The organism is Streptomyces sp. NPDC048718, assembly GCF_043198875.1.
Classification (GTDB): domain Bacteria; phylum Actinomycetota; class Actinomycetes; order Streptomycetales; family Streptomycetaceae; genus Streptomyces.
Genome location: NZ_JBICVG010000004.1, coordinates 425583 through 446852 on the forward strand (window position 1 = coordinate 425583; position 21270 = coordinate 446852).

Consider the following 21270-nt stretch of genomic DNA (forward strand, 5'->3'; position numbering starts at 1 on the left):
GCCCCCGTTGTGTAGCGGCCTAGCACGCCGCCCTCTCAAGGCGGTAGCGCCGGTTCGAATCCGGTCGGGGGTACAGATCCTTCCCGCAGGGTCACTTGGGTAGCTCCCGGTGATACTGATGCAGGATCGCTAGGGCCCCCGTTGTGTAGCGGCCTAGCACGCTGCCCTCTCAAGGCAGTAGCGCCGGTTCGAATCCGGTCGGGGGTACCAACTGGTCTTCAATAACCAGTGGCCTATGGTGTAATTGGCAGCACGACTGATTCTGGTTCAGTTAGTCTTGGTTCGAGTCCAGGTAGGCCAGCGCAGTACAACATCACAAGAGTTTCTCGCGTGATGACATATCTTGCCCCCGTTGTGTAGCGGCCTAGCACGCCGCCCTCTCAAGGCGGTAGCGCCGGTTCGAATCCGGTCGGGGGTACAAGAAAGAAGAAGCCCTTCCCTTCGGGGGAGGGCTTCTTCGTTGTCGTGGCAGTGGGGGACCCTTGGCCACCGCCAACTGCGGCCCGGGTACCTGCCGTTGCGGAACCGGAGCGGGCTCACCCGTAGCCGCGTCGCGCACGTGCGGGCCGCACACCAGCCGTCTCGCTTACGCACAGCCCCAGCCCCCAACCGCCGCGCTTACGTGCGGGCCACACGCCAACCCCCGTACTCGCGTAAGCCTCACCCCAAAAAACAAGTCCGGCCCACCGCTGCGGCGTTGGAGCGGTGAGCCGGTACGTACGAGGTTCGAAGAAGCGAAGAAGCGTAGGAGCAGAGGAGCAGACGCGCGGCCGGGTTCAGCCGTTGCGGCGCAGTGCCTCGGTCAGGCGCGCGGCGGCGTCGATGACGGCCTGGGCGTGCATGCGGCCGGGGTGGCGGGTGAGGCGTTCGATCGGGCCGGAGACCGATACGGCGGCCACCACGCGGTTCGAGGGGCCGCGTACGGGCGCGGAGACGGACGCGACGCCCGGTTCACGCTCGCCGATGGACTGGGCCCAGCCGCGGCGCCGTACGCCCGACAGGGCCGTCGCGGTGAAGCGGGCTCCCTGCAGGCCTCGGTGCAGCCGCTCGGGCTCTTCCCAGGCCATCAGGATCTGCGCGGACGAGCCGGCCTTCATCGTCAGTGTGGAGCCGACGGGGACGGTGTCCCGCAGGCCGGACAGCCGCTCGGCGGCCGCCACGCAGATCCGCATGTCGCCTTGGCGCCGGTAGAGCTGGGCGCTTTCGCCGGTGACGTCGCGCAGATGCGTCAGTACCGGTCCGGCGGTCGCGAGCAGCCGGTCCTCGCCGGCCGCCGCGGCCAGTTCCGCGAGCCGCGGGCCGAGGATGAACCGGCCCTGCATGTCGCGGGCCACCATCCGGTGGTGTTCGAGTGCCACGGCCAGTCGGTGTGCCGTGGGTCGTGCGAGTCCCGTCGCCGCGACCAGACCTGCGAGGGTGGCCGGACCGGACTCCAGAGCGCTCAGGACAAGGGCTGCCTTGTCGAGAACGCCCACGCCGCTAGAGTTGTCCATGAAACGATACTCTCGTCTCACTCTGTGAAACGCAAGTTCAATTTTCCCGCGAACGCGTCACTCTGGTGAAGCGGCCGCACGACGGACCGCGCAACAGGTCTCTAGTGCTGCCGGCGTGACCGCCGGCCGGAGGGAAAGCGATGGGCAGGACACTCGCGGAGAAGGTCTGGGACGACCATGTCGTCCGGCGCGCCGAAGGCGAGCCCGATCTCCTCTTCATCGACCTTCACCTGCTGCACGAGGTGACCAGCCCCCAGGCCTTCGACGGGCTGCGGCTCAGCGGCAGGCGGGTGCGCAGGCTCGACCTGACCCTGGCCACCGAGGACCACAACACCCCCACCCTCGACATCGACAAGCCGATCGCCGACCCGGTCTCCCGGGTCCAGTTGGAGACCCTGCGCAAGAACTGCGCCGAGTTCGGCGTCCGGCTGCACCCGCTCGGCGATGTCGAGCAGGGCGTCGTCCACGTGGTGGGACCGCAGCTGGGGCTGACCCAGCCCGGCACCACGGTGGTCTGCGGCGACTCGCACACCTCCACCCACGGCGCCTTCGGCGCGCTGGCGTTCGGCATCGGCACCAGCCAGGTCGAGCACGTCCTCGCCACCCAGACGCTGCCGCTGGCCCGCCCGAAGACCATGGCCATCACGATCGACGGCGAACTGCCCGAGGACGTCACGGCCAAGGACCTGATCCTGGCGATCATCGCGAAGATCGGCACCGGCGGCGGCCAGGGCTACATCCTGGAGTACCGCGGCAGCGCCATCGAGAAGCTCTCGATGGAAGCCCGGATGACCATCTGCAACATGTCCATCGAGGCCGGCGCCCGCGCGGGCATGATCGCCCCCGACGAGACCACCTTCGCCTACCTGAAGGGCCGTGCCCACGCCCCCGAGGGCGAGGACTGGGACGCCGCCGTCGCGTACTGGAAGACGCTGCGCACCGACGAGGACGCCGTCTTCGACGCCGAGGTCGTCATCGACGCCGCCGCACTGGCGCCGTTCGTCACCTGGGGCACCAACCCCGGCCAAGGCGCACCGCTTTCCGCCAATGTCCCCGACCCGGCTTCGTACGAAGACGCATCGGAGCGCCTCGCCGCCGAAAAGGCCCTGGAATACATGGGGTTGACCGCCGGGCAGCCGCTGCGCTCGATCGCCGTCGACACCGTCTTCGTAGGCTCTTGCACCAACGGCCGCATCGAGGACCTGCGGGCCGTCGCCGACCTGCTGCGGGGCCGGAAGGTCGCCGGAAGTGTCCGCATGCTGGTCGTCCCCGGCTCGGTCCGGGTCGCCCTGCAGGCCGTCGAAGAGGGCCTGGACAAGGTCTTCAAGGAGGCCGGCGCCGAATGGCGGCACGCGGGCTGCTCGATGTGCCTCGGCATGAACCCCGACCAACTGGCCCCCGGTGAGCGTTCCGCGTCCACCTCCAACCGCAACTTCGAGGGCCGGCAGGGCAAGGGCGGCCGTACCCACCTGGTCTCCCCCCAGGTCGCCGCCGCCACCGCCGTCCTCGGCCGGCTGGCCTCCCCGGCCGATCTGTCCGACGTCGCCACTCCCGCGGGGGTCTGAGGAGTCATGGAAGCTTTCACCACGCACACCGGCCGCGCCGTCCCGCTGCGCCGCGGCAACGTCGACACCGACCAGATCATCCCGGCGCACTGGCTGAAGAAGGTCACCCGCGACGGCTTCGAGGACGGCCTGTTCGAGGCCTGGCGCAAGGACCCGGAGTTCGTCATGAACCGCCCGGAGCGGCAGGGTGCCACCGTCCTGGTGGCCGGACCCGACTTCGGCACCGGCTCCTCCCGTGAGCACGCGGTCTGGGCGCTGCAGAACTACGGCTTCAAGACCGTGATCTCCTCCCGGTTCGCCGACATCTTCCGCGGCAACTCGCTGAAGAACGGCCTGCTGACCGTCGTCCTGCCGCAGGACGTCGTCGACGCCCTGTGGGAGTTGACGGAGGCCGACCCGACCGCCGAGATCACCGTCGACCTCCAGGCCCGCAAGGTCCTCGCCGCCGGGGTCGACGCCGACTTCGAGCTCGACGAGAACGCCCGCTGGCGGCTCCTGAACGGTCTGGACGACATCGGCCTCACCCTTCAGAACGAAGCGGACATCGCCGCCTACGAGGCTGCGAGGCCGGCCTTCAAACCCCGTACAATTACGGTCTGAGCAGCGCTTTTCCGGTACTGCGCCCTCCACCGCCCGGTGGGGGGCGCAGTCGCTTGTTGGGCCCCAGTAGGGCGACAACTCGCCCCAGATGGCACAATCGGTGCATGGAACGCGACAGCCAACTCGAGCTCTACGAGGCAGTCGCCGCCCGATTGAAGGTTGCGCATACAAGAGTGCGCGCACTGCAAGTCCCGGAGGGCGTAAGGATGGCGCTGTCCCGGAAGCTGCTGGTCGTCACGGCCGCGGCGAAGCACGATCTCGCGGACGCGGCAACGCGTCTGGACCGGTTGATGAAGGACCTCGACGAGGGCCGATTCCCTGAAGGCGACTGACACCCGGAACTCCGCAACGGAACTTCCGCGTTGCGGCACTAGGGTGATTAGACCGTTTCGTGTTTGATTTGCGGTATATACATGCCTAACGTGCGAAAAAGCTTGAACACTTTCGTTCGGGCAAAGTCTCCGAAGGGGAAGACGTGAACAAGGCGCAGCTCGTAGAAGCGATTGCCGACAAGTTGGGCGGTCGCCAGCAGGCCGCCGAAGCCGTCGACCACGTGCTCGACGCCATCGTGCGCGCCGTGGTCGCCGGGGACCGTGTGTCGGTCACCGGGTTCGGGTCGTTCGAGAAGGTCGACCGTCCCGCCCGCTACGCCCGCAACCCGCAGACGGGTGAGCGCGTCCGGGTCAAGAAGACCTCCGTGCCGCGCTTCCGCGCGGGTCAGGGCTTCAAGGACCTGGTCGCCGGCTCGAAGAAGCTCCCCAAGGGCGGCGAGGTCTCCGTCAAGAAGGCCCCGAAGGGCAGCCTGACCGGTGGCGCCTCCGCCACCGTCAAGAAGGCCGCCGCGAAGAAGGCCACCAGCGCCAAGAAGGCCGCCGCGAAGAAGACCACGGCCGCCAAGAAGACGACCGCGGTCAAGAAGACCACGGCCGCCGCCAAGAAGGCGACGACCACGGCGGCGAAGAAGACCACCACCGCCGCGGCGAAGAAGGCCACCACGGCCACCACGGCCACCAAGAAGGCCACCACGGCCAAGAAGGCCGCGCCCGCCGCCAAGAAGGCCACCACGGCCAAGAAGACGGCGCCGGCGAAGAAGGCCACCGCGAAGAAGGCGCCCGCCAAGAAGACGACGGCGCGCAAGACCACCGCGAAGAAGACCGCCGCGAAGAAGTAAGCGCGACGGCGAGCGCTCACACGCCGGGCCGGGCTCCTTGCACAGGGAGCCCGGCCCGCGGTGTGTCCGGGCCAGGGGCCGGGCCCAGGGCGTAGGGCGCCCGTACGAGGCTCGTACGGGGCTTCTGCGGCCCCGCGGCCCGTACGGCCGGCAGCGCACGGCTTTACCCGTGCGGGGACGGGCCCCGGGCCGCCCCGGGCTGTCCTCCGGAACGTCTAGAACGTCTGCAGCGTCACCAGCGTGATCCGCGCCGCCGGGCCCTCGCCCGACGTCTCGATCCGCACCCGCTGCCCCGGACGCAGCAACCGCAGTCCGCCCGCCGCGAACGCCTCCGCCCCGAACTCCACCGGGGTGCCGTCGTCGAGCAGCACACTGCCGCTGCGGGTCTCGGGGTCGTATGTGTACGCGGTCGCCTGCATGCCGGGCAGCCTATCCGGCCGTCCGCGGCCACCGGGCCGCCGTCCGCGGCCCCACCCCCAGCGCCAGGGCCGCCGCCAGGTCCTCGCCGGTGTCCACGTCCCGGCGTACGGAATCCACCCCCGCGAGCCGGATTTCCACCGCCCCCGACGAAAAATGCCGCTCCCGTGAAGCGCCCCCGAAAGCCGGTTCCAATTCCGTACCCGGACTCGCCGAGAGGAAAGTCGTCCCGATTTCGGCGGCGTCCGCGAGAAATGCCCGCGGAAATTGCCCCGCGACCGTGAGCACCCGGGCCAGCTCGGCCGGACGCAGCGCCGGAAGGTCCGCGTTCAGAGCCGCCACCCGCGCCGTCGGCCGCCGCGCCCGCACCGCACGGGCCCCGTGCGCCAGCGCCGCGTTGAGCCCGCCGCCCGGCGGATCGGGCACGATCCGCGCGCCCAGCGCCGCCAAGGCCGCCGAAGCGTCCGGATCGTCCGTGACGACCACCACATCCCGTACCCCGGCACAGGCCAGCACCGCCGCCACCGTGTCCTCGGCGAAGGCCAGTGCCAACCGCCCGCGCAACGCGCCCCCCACGGCCGCGGCCAGCCTGCTCTTGGCCCGCACCAGCGGCTTCAGCGGGACGACCAGGGACCACCCGGCGTCCGCGTCCGCCCGGCCTTCCGCGCCAACACCGGGGAAACCGCCGGGGGAGCCACCGGGAAAGCCGCCAGGGAAGTCACCGGAGAAGGCGCCGGGAAAGGCACCGGGGCGGTCGCTTCGGGGGCCGGCCGTACGTCCGGCGTGATCGTCGTCGCGGCCGGCGAGGTCGCCGCCGGACCCGCCGCCGGACCCGCCGCCGGGCCCGTCCACGTGCCCGTTCGCCCGGTCCGCGTAGGTCTTCATCACAACCCCTTATGTATTCTGTCCCGCTCGCGAAACGCCAAGGCCCCGAGGCGTACGGTGTCCTAGGCCAGCACGGGGGAGGGCCCTTCGCCCCCTTGCGCATCCGTCCGGAGAAAGGTGTCCGAGTGTCCCGCCGCAGAATCGGCTTCTGGTACCGCCTGGCGGCGGTCATCGCCAAACCCCCCCTGGTGGTGTTCTTCAAGCGGGACTGGCGGGGAACGGAGCACATCCCGGCCGACGGCGGCTTCATCACCGCGGTGAACCACAACTCGTACCTGGATCCGCTCTCCTACGCGCACTACCAGTACAACACCGGCCGCGTGCCCCGCTTCCTGGCCAAGGCCGGCCTCTTCAAGGGCTCGTTCGTCGGCGCCATCCTGCGCGGCACCGGACAGATCCCGGTCTACCGCGAGACCACCGACGCCATGGACGCGTTCCGGTCCGCCGTGGACGCCATCAAGCGCGGCGAATGCGTCGCGTTCTACCCCGAGGGCACCCTGACCCGCGACCCCGAGATGTGGCCCATGGCCGGCAAGACCGGCGCCGCCCGGGTCGCGCTGCTCACCAAGGCGCCCGTCATCCCGGTCGCCCAGTGGGGCGCCAACCTCGCGATGCCGCCGTACGCCAAGGAGAACAAGCTCCGGCTGTTCCCCCGCAAGACCCTGATCGTGCAGGCGGGTCCGCCGGTCGACCTGTCGCGCTTTTACGACATGGAGCCGACCCCCGAGGTACTGCGCCAGGTCACCGAGGAGATCATGGCGGCGATCACCCGGATCCTGGAGGAAGTCCGCGGCGAGAAGGCCCCGGCCGAGCCGTACGACCACAAGAAGGCCCGGCAGGAACAGCGCCGAAAGGCCGCGGAGGAAGGCAAGAAGTGACCAAGGCAGCAGTCTTCGGCAACGGATCCTGGGGCACCGCGTTCGCGATGGTGCTCGCCGACGCGGGCTGCGAGGTCGGCCTGTGGGGCCGCCGCCCCGCGCTCGCCGAGGCCATCAACACCACCGGGACCAACCCCGACTACCTGCCCGGGATCACCCTCCCCCAGGGCATCACGGCCACCGCCGACGCGGCCGAGGCGGCCCGCGACGCGGACTTCACCGTCCTCGTCGTGCCCTCCCAGACACTGCGCGAGAACCTCGCCGCCTGGAAGCCGCTGCTCGCCCCCGACACGGTCCTCGTCTCCTTGATGAAGGGCATCGAACTCGGCACCGCGAAGCGGATGAGCGAGGTCATCGGGGAGGTCGCCGGTGTCCCGGAGGAGCGCGTCGCCGTTCTCACCGGACCCAACCTGGCCCTGGAGGTCGCCGCCCGGCAGCCCGCCGCGGCCGTCGCCGCCTGCGCCGACGAATCGGTCGCCCAGCGGCTCCAGGCCGCCTGCATGACCCCGTACTTCCGCCCGTACACCAACACCGACGTCGTCGGCTGCGAACTCGGCGGCGCGGTCAAGAACGTCATCGGGCTCGCCGTCGGCATCGCCAACGGCATGGGCCTCGGCGACAACTCCAAGGCCACCCTGATCACCCGCGGCCTCGCCGAGACCACCCGCCTCGGTCTCGCCATGGGCGCCGACCCGCTCACCTTCTCCGGACTCGCGGGCCTCGGCGACCTCGTGGCCACCTGCTCCTCGCCGCTCTCCCGGAACAACACCTTCGGCACCAACCTCGGCCGGGGGATGAGTCTGAAGGAGACCATCGCGGCCACCAAGCAGACCGCCGAGGGCGTCAAGTCCTGCGAGTCCGTGCTCGATCTGGGCCGCCGGCACGGCGTCGACATGCCCATCACCGAGACGGTCGTGTCGATCGTCCACGAGGGCAAGCCGCCGGCCGTGGCGCTCCAGGAACTGATGTCGCGCAGCGCCAAGCCCGAACGCCGCTAAGCCGAACGCCGCCAGGGCCAGGAGCTGGGAGCCGTCCGGCGAACCGGGCCCGGCCGGGGCCGCGACGCCCGGCACCGCATCCGGTCTCGCGCACCGGCCCGGTCGGGTACGCCCACCGGGCCCGACCGGGCGCACCCGCCGGGCCCGGCCCGCTCCACCATCCGCGCGCGACGGCCAGCGGGGCGCTCAGCAGTTCGGAAACCGCAAGGTACGCTCAACGCGATATGAGCGAGAACACCCAGAGCCCCCGCAAGCCGCGCGTCGCCGTCGTCTTCGGCGGACGCAGCTCCGAGCACGCCATCTCCGTCCTCACCGCCGGCGCCGTCCTGCGCGCCATCGACCGGGACACCTACGACGTGCTGCCCATCGGCATCACGCAGGAGGGGCGCTGGGCGCTGACCGCCGACGCTCCCGAGCGGATGGCCATCGAGGGCCGCACCCTGCCGGACGTCGACGCGCTCGCCGAATCCGCGACCGGCGGCGTGGTCCTGCCCGTCGACCCGGCCAGCCGCGAGGCCGTCCTGCACGAGCCCGGCTCCCTGCCGAAGGCCCTCGGCGAGGTCGACGTCGTCTTCCCCGTGCTGCACGGCCCCTACGGCGAGGACGGCACCCTCCAGGGCCTCCTCGAACTGTCCGGCATCCCGTACGTCGGCGCGGGCGTCCTCGCCTCCGCCGTCGGCCAGGACAAGGAGTACATGAAGCGCGTCTTCACCTCCTTCGGCCTGCGCGTCGGCCCGTACACCGTGGTCCGCCCGCGCGAGTGGGACCAGAACCCGAACGCCGCCCGCAAGAAGATCGTGGAGTTCGCCGCCGACCACGGCTGGCCGCTCTTCGTGAAGCCGGCCCGCGGCGGTTCGTCCGTCGGCATCACCAAGGTCGACGACCTCTCCGGTCTCGACGAGGCGATCGAGGAGGCCCGCCGCCACGACCCGAAGATCATCGTCGAGGCGCTGGTCCGGGGCCGCGAGATCGAGTGCGGCGTCCTGGAGTTCGAGGACGGCCCGCGCGCGAGCCTGCCCGCCGAGATCCCGCCGGTCACCGACCACGAGTTCTACGACTTCGAGGCCAAGTACATCGACTCGGCCTCCGGCATCGTGCCCGCGCCGATCGGCGACAAGGCCATCGCCGAGGTCCAGCGGCTCGCCGTCGAGGCCTACGAGGCCGTCTCCTGCGAGGGCCTGGTGCGCGCCGACTTCTTCCTCACGGAGGAGGGCGACTTCGTCATCAACGAGATCAACACCATGCCCGGCTTCACGCCCATCTCCATGTACCCGCGCATGTGGCAGGAGAGCGGCGTCAGCTACCCGGAGCTCGTCAGCCGTCTGGTCGAGGCCGCGCTGAACCGTTCCACCGGTCTGCGCTAGAAGCCTCTCGGCGAGCCCGGAAGTCCCCGGAAGTCCCCGGAAGTCCCCGGAAACCCCGAGGAATCCGAGGGATCCGAAGAGTCCGAAGGCTCCGAAGGCGTCAAAGGCCGAAGCCGTCCGGTCGTCTCACAGACTGGACGGCACGGCCTTGCGCACCGGGGCGGCGAGATCCGTGAGCGGCCCCACGTCGTTCGCGTACCGCTTGTCCAGCGTCACCTCCACGTACGCCGTGCGATACGTCGTGGTGAACCGGGGACCGTCGCCCTCGCGCGGCTCGTACATCCAGTTCACGCCGTCCGCGTCGACGGCCCGCGCCTGCGGATCGTCCATCTTTTCGGGCCGGGCGACTCCGCAGCGCAGTACGATCGCCCCGTCCCCCCACGCGGCGGTCAGCTCGGACTTCGGATCGGTCCCGGTCCGGCCCAGGCCCGCCACGGTGGCGGGCAGCTCCTTCGCCAGGGCGCGGCAGACGGCGGCCTCGGCCGCCGGCGGCCCGGGAACCGGGACCGACGGCTCAGACGCGGAACAGCCCGCGACCGCGAGCAGCAGGACGGTGGCGCCCGCCAGGGAAGCGGCGGCGCGGCCGGGCAGGCCGAAAGGCCGGTGAGAAGACATCACCGGCCAAGGGTAGACGGGGGCTAGATATGCACGACGGGGCAGGTGAGGGTGCGCGTGATGCCGTCCACTTGCTGGACCTTGGCGACCACCATGCGACCCAGTTCGTCGACGGTGTCGGCCTGCGCGCGGACGATCACGTCATACGGTCCGGTCACGTCCTCCGCCTGCATCACCCCCGACATCTTCCCGATGACCTCTGCGACCGACTGAGCCTTGCCCACTTCGGTCTGAATAAGGATGTACGCCTGTACCACGGAACCTCCACTGCGGCCTTGAGGATCTTGTGGGAGAAAGAGACGCCACGGTACCGCGTCGTCGCGGAGAGCGGGGAGACCTCCGGTTCCGGAGGCGTCCTCGGTGTGGCGTACACACATGACAAGTTGACGGTCTACTTGAAGGTATCCAACACGGTGACGGCCCGCGACCCGCATGGCGATACGCGCCACGGCGACCCGGCGGCCGGCACGACGACACGAGGTGAATCGCGGTGAAGGGCACAGTCGGAGAGCTGGGCGAGTTCGGACTCATCAGGGAACTCACCTCCCGGCTCACCACCACCCCCGCGGTGCGGATCGGACCCGGCGACGACGCCGCCGTGGTCGCCGCCCCCGACCGGAGAGTGGTCGCCAGCACGGACATCCTGCTCGAAGGGCGCCACTTCCGCCGCGACTGGTCGACGGCGTACGACGTGGGCCGCAAGGCCGCGGCGCAGAACCTCGCCGACATCGCCGCCATGGGCGCCGTGCCCACCGCGCTGCTGCTCGGCCTGGTCGTACCCCCCGAACTTCCCGTCACCTGGCCCGCCGAACTCATGGACGGACTGCGCGACGAATGTCAGGTCGCGGGGGCGGCCGTGGTCGGCGGCGACGTCGTGCGCGGTGACACGATCACCGTCTCCATCACCGCCCTCGGCGATCTGCGCGACCACGACCCGGTCACCCGCGGCGGCGCCCGGCCCGGCGACGTCGTCGCCTACACCGGCTGGCTCGGCTGGTCCGCCGCCGGATACGCGGTCCTGTCCCGGGGCTTCCGCTCCCCGCGCGCCTTCGTGGAGGCCCACCGCCGCCCCGAACCGCCGTACCACGCGGGCCCCGCCGCCGCCGGGCTCGGCGCCACCGCCATGTGCGACGTCAGCGACGGCCTGATCGCCGACCTCGGGCACATCGCCGAGGCCAGCAAGGTCCGGATCGATCTGCGCTCCGGCCGGATCGACATCCCGACCCAGATGCACGACATCGGCCAGGCCGTCGGCGTCGACCCGCTCCAGTGGGTGCTCACCGGGGGAGAGGACCACGCGATCGTCGCCACCTTCCCGCCGGACGTGAAACTGCCCGCGCGCTGGAAGGTCATCGGCGAGGTCCTGGGGCCCTCCGCCCTGCCGCATGTCACCGTCGACGGCGCGCCCTGGCACAGCACGGGGGGCTGGGACCACTTCGGCGGTACGGAGTGACCCGGGGCCCTGGCTCCGGAGCCGGCCCCGGGTCCGGTGGCGATCACGGCTCCGACTCCGGCGTCGACCACGGTTCGGGCTCCGGTGTCATGGCCCCGCCGCGCGTACTCACCGTCGCCGGATCCGACTCCGGCGGCGGCGCGGGCATCCAGGCCGACCTGAAGACCATGCTCGCGCTCGGCGTCCACGGCATGAGCGTCGTCACCGCGGTCACCGCGCAGAACTCCACCGGCGTCCAGGGCGCCTGGGAACTGCCCGAGACGGCGGTACGGGCCCAGTTCCGCGCCGTCGCCGACGACATAGGCGTCCAGGCGGTCAAGACCGGCATGCTGGCGAGCGCGCGACTGGTCGAGACCGTCGCCGGCCTGCTCGCCGGTACCGCCGCCCCGGCCGTGGTCGACCCCGTCGGCGTCTCCAAGCACGGCGACCCGCTGCTCGCCGCCAGCGCCCTCGACGCCGTCCGCGCCCACCTGCTGCCCGCCGCCACCGTCGTCACCCCCAACCTGGACGAAGTGGCGCAGCTCACGGGCGTGAACGTGGAAAACGAGGAGGGCATGCGGCGCGCGGCCGGCGCGATCCTCGCGCACGGACCCCGCTGGGCCCTGATCAAGGGCGGCCATCTCGCCGCCCACGGCGGCCAGGCCGCCGATCTGCTCACCGACGGCACCGAGGAACACTGGCTGCGCGCCCCCAGACACGGCAACCGGCACACCCACGGCACCGGCTGCACCCTCGCCTCGGCGCTCGCCTGCGGCCTCGCCCAGGGGCTCACGGTGCCGGACGCGGCACGGGCGGCGAAGCGGTATGTGACGGGAGCCATAGCCGCCGGATTCCCGCTGGGGGCGGGTATCGGCCCGGTCGACCACGGCTGGCGGCTGCGCCCCCAGGGGACGTAGCGGAGAAGCGGAAGCAGAAGAAGCAGGAGGAGCGGAAGCATCAGGAGAAGAAGCCCGAACCGTTTCCGGGCAAGGCAAAAGGCCGGTTCACCAAGGTGAACCGGCCTTTCAAGGCAACCGCAGGGGCTGCGCTACGACACGAACGTCGCGGTTAGCGCGAGACCTTGCCGGCCTTGATGCACGAGGTGCAGACGTTGAGCCGCTTCGGCGTCCGACCGACCACGGCACGCACACGCTGGATGTTCGGGTTCCAGCGACGAGACGTACGGCGGTGCGAGTGCGAAATGTTGTTGCCGAAGCCCGGCCCCTTGCCGCAGACGTCGCAGTTGGCAGCCACGGGTCACTCCAAAGACTTCAGATTTACAGTGAAACCGGCGCACCGGAATCGGATCAGTGATCTGAAGTGGCTTGCCGGGGAATGGCCCGGACGATGCCGGGCAACCGAAGCAGCATACAACGACTGCTTCCGTGGAACGAAACTACCATGTCCGGCCCGGCCCCCGCCCCCGGCCCCGGGTGAGCACCGGACTACTCTGCGGTGAACCCCCACCGCAGAACACAGGAGGACCACGCGTTGTCCGGAGTCCCGCAGACCCTCGACGCCGACGCGGTCCGATCCTGGTGTGCGGGGGCCCTGGCGGCGCTCGGCCGGGAGCGCGCGGACATCGACGCCATCAACGTGTACCCCGTGGCGGACGGCGACACCGGCACCAACCTGTACCTGACGGTCGAGTCCGCGGCCCGCGCCGTGGACGCCGTCCCGGCAGGTGGTGATGTGGCCGAGGTCATACGGGCCATGGCGCACGGCGCGCTCCTCGGCGCCCGGGGCAACTCCGGCACGATCCTCTCCCAGCTGGTGCGGGGCATGGCCGCCGTCCTCGCCGACGGCGGCGACGGCGACCATCTCGCCCGCGCCCTGGCCGCCGCCTCCGACGCCGCCCACGCGGCCGTCGCCCACCCCGTCGAGGGCACCGTCCTCACCGTCGCCCGCGCCGCCGCCGACGCCTGCGACGGGGGAGGACACCTCGCGGAGGTGGCCACCCGCGCCTACGAGGGGGCACGCGCGGCCCTGGACGCCACCCCCGGACAACTGGCCGCACTGCGCGACGCCGGGGTCGTGGACGCCGGTGGACGCGGTCTGGTCACGGTCCTCGGAGCGCTCGTCGAGACCCTCACCGGGCAGGCCCCGAGCCGCCCCGAGCCCCCCGCCCACCCGCCGGTCCTGGCCCCGGTCGCCGAGGGCTGCGCCGCCGGCGACGGACCCGCCTACGAGGTCATCTACCTCCTCGACGCCGGCGACAGCGCCGTGGAGCGGCTCAAGGCCCGCCTCGACGCGCTCGGGGAGTCCCTGGTCGTCGTCGGCGGCGACGGGCTCTGGAACGTGCACGTCCACGTCGACGACGCCGGCGCGGCCGTCGAGGCGGGCGTGGAGGCGGGCCGCCCGCACCGCATCCGGATCACCCACTTCGACACCCGGCCCACGCCCCCCACCGCGCCGTCCCCCGCCGCCGAAGGCACCGAAGCAGCCGAAGCCACCCCGCTCCCCGCCGCCGAACCGGCCGGCCGCGCGATCGTCGCCGTCGTCCCCGGCGAGGGCCTCGCCGGACTGTGCGCCGAGGCCGGCGCGACGACCCTGCTCGCCCGCCCCGGCGAGCCGCCCGCCGACGACGCCCTGGCCGAGGCGATCCGCCGGGCGCACGCCCACGAGGTCGTCCTGCTGCCCAACGACACCGAACTGCGCGAAGCCGCCGCCCGGGCCGCAGTCCGGGCCCGCGCGGAAGGCATCCGGGTCGCCCTCATCCCCACCCGCGCCGCCGTCCAGGGCATCGCCGCCCTCGCCGTCCACGAACCGGACCGCGACTTCGAAGAGGACGTCGTCGCCATGACCGCCGCCGCCGGCGCCACCCGCTACGCCGAACTCGCCGTCGCCGAACGCCAGTCCTTCACCTCGGCCGGCGTCTGCCAGGCCGGCGACATCCTCGGCCTCATCGAGGGCGACGTCGCCGTCATCGGCCACGACCTCACCGACACCGCCCGCACCGTCCTGGACCGCATGCTGTCGGCCGGCGGCGAGCTCGTCACCCTGGTCGTCGGCGCCGACACCCCCGCCGCACTCGCCGCCGGCCTCGAACAGCACGTCCGTACCGCCTACTTGGCCGTCGACACCGTCGTCTACCAGGCGGGCGAGGGCGCGCCGCCCCTGCTCATCGGAGTGGAATAGCCGCCGCCCCGGCCCGGGCGCCGCCTGACGACTGTCACCGCCGTGGTGTGCAATGGAGTACGTGCCCGCCCTCGACGAATCCCTGAAGAAGCTGCTCGGCGCCGCCACCGCCAAGGCGATGGCCGAGCACCTGGACCTGCACACGGTCGGCGACCTGCTGCACCACTACCCGCGGCGGTACGCGGAGCGCGGCGAGCTCAGCACGCTCGCCGATCTGCCCCTGGACGAACACGTCACGGTGGTCGCCCAGGTCGCGGACGCGCGCGTGCACACCTTCAACCGGGGCGGTGGCGGCAAGGCCCAGCGGCTGGAAGTCACCATCACCGACGGCAGCGGCCGGATGCAGCTCGTGTTCTTCGGCCGCACCGTCCACTTCCACCAGAAGGAACTCCTGCCCGGCCGCCGCGCGATGTTCGCCGGCAAGGTCGGCGTCTTCAACCGCCGCCTCCAGCTCGCCCACCCCGAGTACAAACTCCTCGACGCCGACAGCGGCACCGACACCGTCCGGGCCTTCGCGAACGAACTGCTGCCGCTCTACCCGGCCTGCAAACAGCTGGAGTCCTGGACCATCGAGCAGTCCGTCGGCATCGCCCTCGACTCCATGGCGGCCACCGGCTGGGAGGGCCTCACCGACCCGCTGCCGCCCACCCTGCGCGACGGCCGAGGGCTCACCGAGCTGCCCGACGCACTCGTCAAGATCCACCGCCCGCGCACCAAGGCCGACATCGCCGTCGCCCGCGACCGTCTCAAGTGGGACGAGGCGTTCGTCCTCCAGGTCGCCCTCGCCCGCCGCCGGCACGCCGACACCCAGCTCCCGGCCGTCGCCCGCCGCCCCGCCGCCGACGGCCTGCTCACCGCCTTCGACGCGAAGCTGCCCTTCACCCTCACCGACGGCCAGCGCAAGGTCTCGGCGGAGATCTTCGACGACCTCGCCACCGAACACCCCATGCACCGCCTCCTCCAGGGCGAGGTCGGCTCCGGCAAGACCCTGGTCGCGCTGCGCGCCATGCTCGCCGTCGTCGACGCCGGGGGACAGGCCGCGATGCTCGCCCCGACCGAAGTCCTCGCCCAGCAGCACCACCGCTCGATCACCGAGATGATGGGCGAACTCGCCGAAGGCGGCATGCTCGGCGGCGCCGACCACGGCACCAAGGTCGTGCTGCTCACCGGCTCCATGGGCACCGCCGCCCGCCGTCAGGCCCTGCTCGACCTGGTCACCGGCGAGGCCGGCCTCGTCATCGGCACCCACGCCCTGATCGAGGACAAGGTCCAGTTCCACGACCTCGGCCTGGTCGTCGTCGACGAACAGCACCGCTTCGGCGTGGAACAGCGCGACGCGCTGCGCGGCAAGGGCAAGCAGCCCCCGCACCTGCTCGTCATGACCGCCACCCCCATCCCCCGGACCGTCGCCATGACCGTCTTCGGCGACCTGGAGACCTCCGTCCTCGACCAGCTGCCCGCCGGCCGCTCGCCCATCGCCAGCCATGTCGTCCCCGCCGCCGACAAGCCGCACTTCCTCGCCCGCGCCTGGGAACGGGTCCGCGAGGAGACCGAGGCCGGACACCAGGCGTACGTGGTCTGCCCGAGGATCGGCGACGAGGAGGACGGCAACGGCAAGACCCCCAAGGGCGCCAAGGGTGACAAGGCCGCCAAGAAGAAGGCGAGCCCCGAGGACGAGGCCGAGAAGCGCCCGCCGCTCGCCGTCCTCGACGTCGCCGAACAACTGCGCGCGGGCCCGCTCGCCGGACTCCGCGTCGAGGTGCTGCACGGCCGGATGCACCCCGACGACAAGGACGAGGTCATGCGCCGCTTCGCCGCCGGCGATGTGGACGTCCTGGTCGCCACCACCGTCATCGAGGTCGGCGTCAACGTCCCGAACGCCACCGCCATGGTGATCATGGACGCCGACCGCTTCGGCGTCTCCCAGCTCCACCAGCTGCGCGGCCGGGTCGGCCGGGGCTCCGCGCCCGGCCTGTGCCTGCTCGTCACCGAGATGCCCGAGGCGAGCCCCGCCCGGCAGCGCCTCGGCGCCGTCGCCGCCACCCTCGACGGCTTCGAGCTCTCCCGTATCGACCTCGAACAGCGCCGCGAGGGCGACGTCCTCGGCCAGGCCCAGTCCGGCGTCCGCTCCTCGCTGCGGATGCTCGCCGTCATCGACGACGAGCAGGTCATCACCGCCGCCCGCGAGGAGGCCACCGCCCTCGTCCTCGCCGACCCCGACCTCACCGCCCACCCCGAACTGCGCACCGCCCTCGACGCGCTCCTCGACAAGGACCGGGAGGAGTACCTGGAGAAGGGCTGACCGGTGTACGGCGGGCGTATGAGCGGCGTACGACCGGCGTACGGCCGGACCGCGGCGGCCCGCGAGGTCATAACCTGTAACGCACCGCCCGAGGCTTCGAGCGGTGCGGACGGCGCGCGGACCGCGCGCGAGGCGCACAGCCCGATGGCAGACCGACCCCGATGAACGAGGACCTCAGATGACCCGCGTGATCGCCGGCAGCGCCGGCGGACGACGGCTCGCCGTGCCGCCCGGCACCGGCACCCGGCCCACCTCCGACCGCGCGCGCGAGGGCCTCTTCTCCACCTGGGAGTCCTTCCACGGCCTCGACGGCGCCCGTGTCGCCGACCTGTACGCGGGCTCCGGCGCCGTCGGCCTGGAGGCCCTCTCCCGGGGCGCGTCCCACGCCCTGCTCGTGGAGGCCGACCCGCGCGCCGCCCGCACCGTGGCCGAGAACATCCGCTCCCTCGGCCTGCCCGGCGCCGAACTGCGCACCGGCAAGGCCGAGCAGATCGTCACCGGACCGGCCCCGGCCGAGCCGTACGACCTGGTCTTCCTCGACCCGCCGTACGCGGTCACGGACGAAGCGCTGCGCGAGATCCTGGTCACACTCCGTTCCGGGGGCTGGATCGCGGAAGACGCGCTCGTCACCGTGGAGCGCAGCACCCGGGGCGGGGAGTTCGGCTGGCCGGACGGCTTCGCACCACTGCGGGCCCGTCGTTACGGCGAGGGAACGTTTTGGTACGGTCGCGCCGCCTCCCCGTGCGAAGACGCACGATGACCGGATTGAAGAGCGAGGAATCCACGTTGCGCCGCGCCGTATGCCCGGGGTCCTTCGACCCCATCACCAACGGACACCTCGACATCATCGCCCGCGCCTCCAAGCTGTACGACGTGGTGCACGTCGCGGTGATGATCAACCAGTCGAAGAAGGGCCTGTTCACGGTCGACGAGCGGATCGAACTGATCCGTGAGGTCACCGCGGACCTCGGCAACGTCGTCGTGGAGTCCTTCCACGGCCTGCTCGTCGACTTCTGCAAGCAGCGCGACATCCCCGCCATCGTGAAGGGGCTGCGCGCCGTCAGCGACTTCGACTACGAGCTCCAGATGGCGCAGATGAACAACGGGCTCTCCGGTGTCGAGACCCTGTTCGTACCCACCAACCCCACCTACAGCTTCCTGTCGTCCTCCCTGGTCAAGGAGGTCGCGGCCTGGGGCGGCGACGTCTCCCACCTGGTGCCCCCGGCGGTCCTCGGCCGGCTCGCCGAGCGCCTGCGGGAGCGCTGACCGAAGACCACCGGGCCCCCGCCCCCGCACCCGGTGCGGGGTGCCCCCCGGCGGGGCTTACAGTCGGACCGTCCGTCTCCAATCAGCTGTAGAGAATGGCGAGTCCCGGTGGACGTGCAGAAGAAGCTCGACGACATCGTCGCGACGGTCCGAAACGCCCGCTCCATGCCCATGTCGGCATCGTGCGTGGTCAACCGGGCCGATCTGCTGGCGCTGCTCGAAGAGGTCCGCGAGGCCCTGCCGGGCTCCCTCGCCCAGGCGCGGGAAGTGCTCGGCGGGCGCGAGCAGGTGGTCGAGGACGCCCGCCGCGAGGCCGAGCGGATCATCGAGGCCGCCCATGCCGAGCGCGGTTCGATCATCTCCGACTCCCAGGTCGCCCGGCAGTCCCAGGGCGAGGCCGACCGGATCCTCGACGACGCCCGCCGTGAGGCCGAGGAGATCCGCGCCGAGGCCGACGACTACGTCGACTCCAAGCTGGCCAACTTCGAGGTCGTCCTCAACAAGACCATCGCCGCCGTCGACCGGGGCCGCGAGAAGCTGCTCGGCCGCGGACCCGGGCTCGACGCGGATGGTTACGCCGACGCGGACGCCCCCGAGTACAGCGCGGACCCGCAGACCCTGATCCAGCGCGCCGACGGCTATGTGGACGCCAAGCTGGGCGCCTTCGAGGCCGTGCTGTCCACCACCCTGGAGGCCGTCGGCCGGGGCCGCCAGAAGCTCCAGGGCCGGATCGCCAGCGACGACCTCGGCGAGCACATGGCCGCCCAGGACGCGGCCGGCAACCCGCTGCACACCAGCGACGCCGACTACCTGGCCGGTCTCGCGGAACTGGCCACCCCCGAACCCGCCCGGATCCCGGCGCGGCAGGCCGTCCCGCAGAACCGGCCCGGCCCGTACGGGTACCCGCCACAGACGCCCGCGCAGGATCCGTACGGGTACCAGCAGGACCCCTACGGGTACCAGCCGCAGCAGGGCGACCCGTACGCGTACCAGCAGACCGCCGACCCGTACGGGTACCAACCGCAGGCCACCGACCCGCAGAGCGCGCACGGCCAGGGCCAGGGCCAGGGGCAGGTCCAGGGCCAGGGGGCCGGGCACGGACAGCCGGGACAGCCGGCCGGGGGCTCGCTCGACGAGACCAGCTTCTTCGACACGAGCATGATCGACTTGGAGCAGCTGCGCCGTTACGAGCAGGGTTACGACCAAGGTCACGACCAGGGTCGCTGACCCGGATTGGGCCCTGAGCGAAGCGTCCAGTATTCTGGCTGTTCGGTCGCGCGTATTCCGCGATCCGTGCTGCCCACGTCTGGCAGCGCGTCTGGCAGTCCCCTTCACGTTTGTGAACGATCCGAAAGCAGGAAGACCCTGAGCACGCGCCTCGACCACCGCAATCCCCTCGTGTTCGACACACACGAGCTGGGGCGGCGTCCTGGCGCCCTGCTGCGGGTGTCCCGCACGATCGAAGCTCCCAGGGATCTGGGTGTCGAAGGGGTCATCGGAGTGCCCGAGGGTGCGCCGGTGGAAATCGAGCTCCGTCTCGAGTCGGTCATGGAAGGGGTGCTTGTCACAGGCACCGCCCGTGCGACCGCCGAGGGGGAGTGCGTAAGGTGTCTGGAGCCCGTCGAGTTCGACCTCGACGCGGACTTCCAGGAAATGTTCTCGTACCCCGACTCCGACGACCGGGGCCGCTCCAAGGCGGCCGCGGACGACGAAGCCGAGGAAGACGAGGACATGATCCCCCTCGAGGACGGCCTGTTCGACCTCGAACCCGTGCTGCGCGATGCGGCGGTGCTCGCACTGCCGATGCAGCCGGTGTGCCGGGAGGACTGTGCGGGTCTGTGCTCCGAATGTGGAGCCGACCTGAACGAGAACCCGGACCACCACCACGACGTCGCCGACATTCGCTGGGCGGCGCTGCAGGGACTCGCCGGTTCGCTGGGAACCGATGAGAAGGACAACATGAGCGACGCCGCATCCGGTGTCGACGAGAAGCAGGAGAAGTAGCCGTGGCTGTTCCGAAGCGGAAGATGTCGCGCAGCAACACGCGCCACCGCCGGTCGCAGTGGAAGGCTGCGGTCACCCCCCTGGTTTCGTGCGAGCGTTGCCAGGAGCCGAAGCAGCAGCACATCGCGTGCCCGAGCTGCGGCACCTACAACAAGCGCCAGGTCCTCTCGGTCTGAGAGGCTGGTGAGAGGCACGATGTCTGACCACGTCAACTCAGCCTCGTCCCACACGCTTCTGGAAGGGCGGCTCGGGTATCAGCTCGAGTCCGCCCTTCTGGTGCGTGCGCTCACCCACCGCTCGTACGCCTACGAGAACGGCGGTCTGCCCACCAACGAGCGTCTGGAGTTCCTCGGGGACTCCGTGCTCGGCCTGGTGGTCACGGACACGCTGTACCGGGGCCACCCCGATCTCCCGGAAGGCCAGCTGGCCAAGCTCCGGGCCGCGGTGGTCAACTCGCGGGCACTGGCGGAGGTGAGCCGTGGCCTCGACCTCGGCTCCTTCATCCGGCTCGGCCGGGGCGAAGAGGGCACGGGCGGCCGGGACAAGGCGTCCATTCTCGCCGACACGCTCGAAGCGGTGATCGGCGCGGTCTATCTCGACCAGGGTCTCGACGCGGCGTCCGAGCTGGTGCACCGGCTCTTCGACCCGCTGATCGAGAAGTCCTCGAACCTCGGTGCCGGCCTGGACTGGAAGACCAGTCTCCAGGAACTCACCGCGGCCGAGGGCCTGGGGGTTCCGGAGTACCTCGTCACCGAGGAGGGCCCGGACCACGAGAAGATCTTCACGGCTGCCGCCCGCGTCGGTGGTGTCTCGTACGGCACCGGCACCGGCCGCAGCAAGAAGGAAGCGGAGCAGCAGGCGGCGGAATCCGCCTGGCGCGCGATTCGCGCGGCCGCGGACGAGCGCGAGGCGGCGGCCAAGGCCGCTGCCGAGTCGACCGCGACCAGCACGAGCGACGCGGGAGAGGCCGCCGACACCTCTTCCCCGAAGGGCCAGGCCTCCGCCTGACCCGTCGTTTCCTTCCTCATCCCGTATGAGGCGATGCCCCCGCTCCCGGCTCCGGCCGGGGCGGGGGCATCGTCGTGTGCGGGGGTGCGGGGGTGCGGGGGTCCGGTTGGTCTGGTGCCCGGTTCTCGGGTTCT

The 21270-nt window shown here is 71.3% G+C and carries 23 protein-coding genes and 4 tRNA genes; 21 read left to right on the forward strand and 6 right to left on the reverse strand.

The window, feature by feature from the left end; translation table 11 throughout:
• The 4 genes from ACGFRB_RS10095 (at position 1) to ACGFRB_RS10110 (ending at position 418) form a co-directional block, all read left to right on the forward strand.
• Positions 1–73 (forward strand) — tRNA-Glu (locus tag ACGFRB_RS10095).
• Between the two features lie 61 nt (positions 74–134).
• Positions 135–210, forward strand: a tRNA-Glu gene (locus tag ACGFRB_RS10100).
• Positions 211–229: 19 nt separating this feature from the next.
• Positions 230–301, forward strand: a tRNA-Gln gene (locus ACGFRB_RS10105).
• 44 nt (positions 302–345) lie between these two features.
• A tRNA-Glu gene (locus ACGFRB_RS10110) sits at positions 346–418 on the forward strand.
• 358 nt (positions 419–776) lie between these two features.
• Here the strand turns inward: ACGFRB_RS10110 and ndgR are convergent.
• Positions 777–1493 carry an IclR family transcriptional regulator NdgR gene (ndgR, locus tag ACGFRB_RS10115; protein WP_128977462.1) on the reverse strand — a complete coding sequence of 239 codons (717 nt, stop codon included), beginning with the start codon at positions 1491–1493 and terminating at the stop codon, positions 777–779.
• Positions 1494–1633: 140 nt separating this feature from the next.
• On the opposite strand from ndgR, the gene leuC reads away from it, so the two are divergent.
• The 4 genes from leuC (at position 1634) to ACGFRB_RS10135 (ending at position 4829) form a co-directional block, all read left to right on the forward strand.
• Positions 1634–3058, forward strand: a complete 1425-nt coding sequence (gene leuC, locus ACGFRB_RS10120) for a 3-isopropylmalate dehydratase large subunit (protein ID WP_393241346.1) — start codon at positions 1634–1636, stop codon at positions 3056–3058.
• A gap of 6 nt (positions 3059–3064) precedes the next feature.
• Complete coding sequence (leuD, locus tag ACGFRB_RS10125) at positions 3065–3658, forward strand: 3-isopropylmalate dehydratase small subunit (protein WP_361224774.1); 594 nt, start codon at positions 3065–3067, stop codon at positions 3656–3658.
• A gap of 104 nt (positions 3659–3762) precedes the next feature.
• A complete protein-coding gene (locus ACGFRB_RS10130; RefSeq protein WP_361224771.1) occupies positions 3763–3990 on the forward strand; it encodes a hypothetical protein in 228 nt (75 codons plus the stop codon).
• 143 nt (positions 3991–4133) lie between these two features.
• Positions 4134–4829, forward strand: coding sequence for an HU family DNA-binding protein (locus ACGFRB_RS10135; protein ID WP_393241350.1), 696 nt, complete (start codon positions 4134–4136; stop codon positions 4827–4829).
• Between the two features lie 215 nt (positions 4830–5044).
• Here the strand turns inward: ACGFRB_RS10135 and ACGFRB_RS10140 are convergent, their stop codons facing one another.
• Positions 5045–5248, reverse strand: a complete 204-nt coding sequence (locus tag ACGFRB_RS10140; protein WP_363000930.1) for a hypothetical protein — start codon at positions 5246–5248, stop codon at positions 5045–5047.
• A gap of 10 nt (positions 5249–5258) precedes the next feature.
• Complete coding sequence (gene cofC, locus ACGFRB_RS10145) at positions 5259–5876, reverse strand: 2-phospho-L-lactate guanylyltransferase (RefSeq protein WP_393241571.1); 618 nt, start codon at positions 5874–5876, stop codon at positions 5259–5261.
• A gap of 380 nt (positions 5877–6256) precedes the next feature.
• Between cofC and ACGFRB_RS10150 the strand changes: the two genes are divergently transcribed.
• The 3 genes from ACGFRB_RS10150 to ACGFRB_RS10160 all read left to right on the forward strand — a co-directional run bounded on the left by ACGFRB_RS10150 (position 6257) and on the right by ACGFRB_RS10160 (position 9371).
• Positions 6257–7009 carry a lysophospholipid acyltransferase family protein gene (locus ACGFRB_RS10150; protein WP_363000928.1) on the forward strand — a complete coding sequence of 251 codons (753 nt, stop codon included), beginning with the start codon at positions 6257–6259 and terminating at the stop codon, positions 7007–7009.
• On the forward strand, positions 7006–8007 hold the full coding sequence (locus tag ACGFRB_RS10155; RefSeq protein WP_363000926.1) for an NAD(P)H-dependent glycerol-3-phosphate dehydrogenase: 1002 nt from the start codon (positions 7006–7008) through the stop codon (positions 8005–8007). Before ACGFRB_RS10150 ends, ACGFRB_RS10155 begins: the two co-directional genes overlap by 4 nt.
• Positions 8008–8231: 224 nt before the next feature.
• Positions 8232–9371, forward strand: coding sequence for a D-alanine--D-alanine ligase family protein (locus tag ACGFRB_RS10160; RefSeq protein ID WP_361224757.1), 1140 nt, complete (start codon positions 8232–8234; stop codon positions 9369–9371).
• A gap of 126 nt (positions 9372–9497) precedes the next feature.
• Here ACGFRB_RS10160 and ACGFRB_RS10165 read toward each other — a convergent pair whose 3' ends face one another.
• Both ACGFRB_RS10165 and ACGFRB_RS10170 read right to left on the reverse strand, forming a co-directional pair.
• Entirely contained in the window at positions 9498–9986 is a 489-nt protein-coding gene (locus ACGFRB_RS10165; protein ID WP_393241574.1) for a DUF3515 domain-containing protein, read from the reverse strand.
• A 23-nt stretch (positions 9987–10009) separates the two neighbouring features.
• A complete protein-coding gene (locus ACGFRB_RS10170; protein WP_361224754.1) occupies positions 10010–10243 on the reverse strand; it encodes an Lrp/AsnC ligand binding domain-containing protein in 234 nt (77 codons plus the stop codon).
• A 233-nt stretch (positions 10244–10476) separates the two neighbouring features.
• On the opposite strand from ACGFRB_RS10170, the gene ACGFRB_RS10175 reads away from it, so the two are divergent.
• Positions 10477–11439 (forward strand): thiamine-phosphate kinase, encoded by a 963-nt coding sequence (locus ACGFRB_RS10175; protein WP_361224751.1) that lies wholly within the window; start codon positions 10477–10479, stop codon positions 11437–11439.
• An 89-nt stretch (positions 11440–11528) separates the two neighbouring features.
• Entirely contained in the window at positions 11529–12335 is an 807-nt protein-coding gene (gene thiD / locus ACGFRB_RS10180) for a bifunctional hydroxymethylpyrimidine kinase/phosphomethylpyrimidine kinase (protein WP_393241357.1), read from the forward strand.
• A 151-nt stretch (positions 12336–12486) separates the two neighbouring features.
• On the opposite strand, the gene rpmB is transcribed toward thiD, so the two are convergent.
• On the reverse strand, positions 12487–12672 hold the full coding sequence (gene rpmB / locus ACGFRB_RS10185; RefSeq protein ID WP_003957616.1) for a 50S ribosomal protein L28: 186 nt from the start codon (positions 12670–12672) through the stop codon (positions 12487–12489).
• 237 nt (positions 12673–12909) lie between these two features.
• On the opposite strand from rpmB, the gene ACGFRB_RS10190 reads away from it, so the two are divergent.
• The 8 genes from ACGFRB_RS10190 (at position 12910) to rnc (ending at position 21136) form a co-directional block, all read left to right on the forward strand.
• Positions 12910–14556 (forward strand): DAK2 domain-containing protein, encoded by a 1647-nt coding sequence (locus ACGFRB_RS10190; protein WP_393241360.1) that lies wholly within the window; start codon positions 12910–12912, stop codon positions 14554–14556.
• Between the two features lie 52 nt (positions 14557–14608).
• Positions 14609–16858: an ATP-dependent DNA helicase RecG gene (gene recG, locus ACGFRB_RS10195; protein ID WP_393241363.1), complete on the forward strand. Its 2250-nt coding sequence runs from the start codon at positions 14609–14611 to the stop codon at positions 16856–16858.
• Positions 16859–17036: 178 nt separating this feature from the next.
• Positions 17037–17618 carry a 16S rRNA (guanine(966)-N(2))-methyltransferase RsmD gene (gene rsmD / locus ACGFRB_RS10200; RefSeq protein WP_393241366.1) on the forward strand — a complete coding sequence of 194 codons (582 nt, stop codon included), beginning with the start codon at positions 17037–17039 and terminating at the stop codon, positions 17616–17618.
• A 26-nt stretch (positions 17619–17644) separates the two neighbouring features.
• On the forward strand, positions 17645–18124 hold the full coding sequence (gene coaD / locus ACGFRB_RS10205; protein WP_363001746.1) for a pantetheine-phosphate adenylyltransferase: 480 nt from the start codon (positions 17645–17647) through the stop codon (positions 18122–18124).
• A 108-nt stretch (positions 18125–18232) separates the two neighbouring features.
• The gene (locus ACGFRB_RS10210; protein WP_393241369.1) at positions 18233–19351 is read left to right on the forward strand and encodes an ATP synthase F0 subunit B; all 1119 of its coding nucleotides are present in this window, start codon (positions 18233–18235) and stop codon (positions 19349–19351) included.
• A gap of 138 nt (positions 19352–19489) precedes the next feature.
• Positions 19490–20128: a DUF177 domain-containing protein gene (locus ACGFRB_RS10215; protein ID WP_363001744.1), complete on the forward strand. Its 639-nt coding sequence runs from the start codon at positions 19490–19492 to the stop codon at positions 20126–20128.
• Between the two features lie 2 nt (positions 20129–20130).
• Entirely contained in the window at positions 20131–20304 is a 174-nt protein-coding gene (rpmF, locus tag ACGFRB_RS10220) for a 50S ribosomal protein L32 (RefSeq protein ID WP_030195083.1), read from the forward strand.
• A 19-nt stretch (positions 20305–20323) separates the two neighbouring features.
• Positions 20324–21136 carry a ribonuclease III gene (gene rnc, locus ACGFRB_RS10225; RefSeq protein ID WP_393241371.1) on the forward strand — a complete coding sequence of 271 codons (813 nt, stop codon included), beginning with the start codon at positions 20324–20326 and terminating at the stop codon, positions 21134–21136.
• Positions 21137–21270: the final 134 nt, after the last annotated feature.

Coding starts and splice junctions, on each gene's coding strand:
- rsmD (WP_393241366.1), top strand. CDS start 17,037: ATGACCCGCGTGATCGCCGGCAGCGCCGGCGGACGACGGCTCGCCGTG.
- leuD (WP_361224774.1), top strand. CDS start 3,065: ATGGAAGCTTTCACCACGCACACCGGCCGCGCCGTCCCGCTGCGCCGC.
- thiD (WP_393241357.1), top strand. CDS start 11,529: ATGGCCCCGCCGCGCGTACTCACCGTCGCCGGATCCGACTCCGGCGGC.
- ACGFRB_RS10160 (WP_361224757.1), top strand. CDS start 8,232: ATGAGCGAGAACACCCAGAGCCCCCGCAAGCCGCGCGTCGCCGTCGTC.
- ndgR (WP_128977462.1), bottom strand. CDS start 1,493: ATGGACAACTCTAGCGGCGTGGGCGTTCTCGACAAGGCAGCCCTTGTC.
- ACGFRB_RS10140 (WP_363000930.1), bottom strand. CDS start 5,248: ATGCAGGCGACCGCGTACACATACGACCCCGAGACCCGCAGCGGCAGT.
- recG (WP_393241363.1), top strand. CDS start 14,609: ATGGAGTACGTGCCCGCCCTCGACGAATCCCTGAAGAAGCTGCTCGGC.
- leuC (WP_393241346.1), top strand. CDS start 1,634: ATGGGCAGGACACTCGCGGAGAAGGTCTGGGACGACCATGTCGTCCGG.
- ACGFRB_RS10130 (WP_361224771.1), top strand. CDS start 3,763: ATGGAACGCGACAGCCAACTCGAGCTCTACGAGGCAGTCGCCGCCCGA.
- rnc (WP_393241371.1), top strand. CDS start 20,324: ATGTCTGACCACGTCAACTCAGCCTCGTCCCACACGCTTCTGGAAGGG.
- ACGFRB_RS10165 (WP_393241574.1), bottom strand. CDS start 9,986: ATGTCTTCTCACCGGCCTTTCGGCCTGCCCGGCCGCGCCGCCGCTTCC.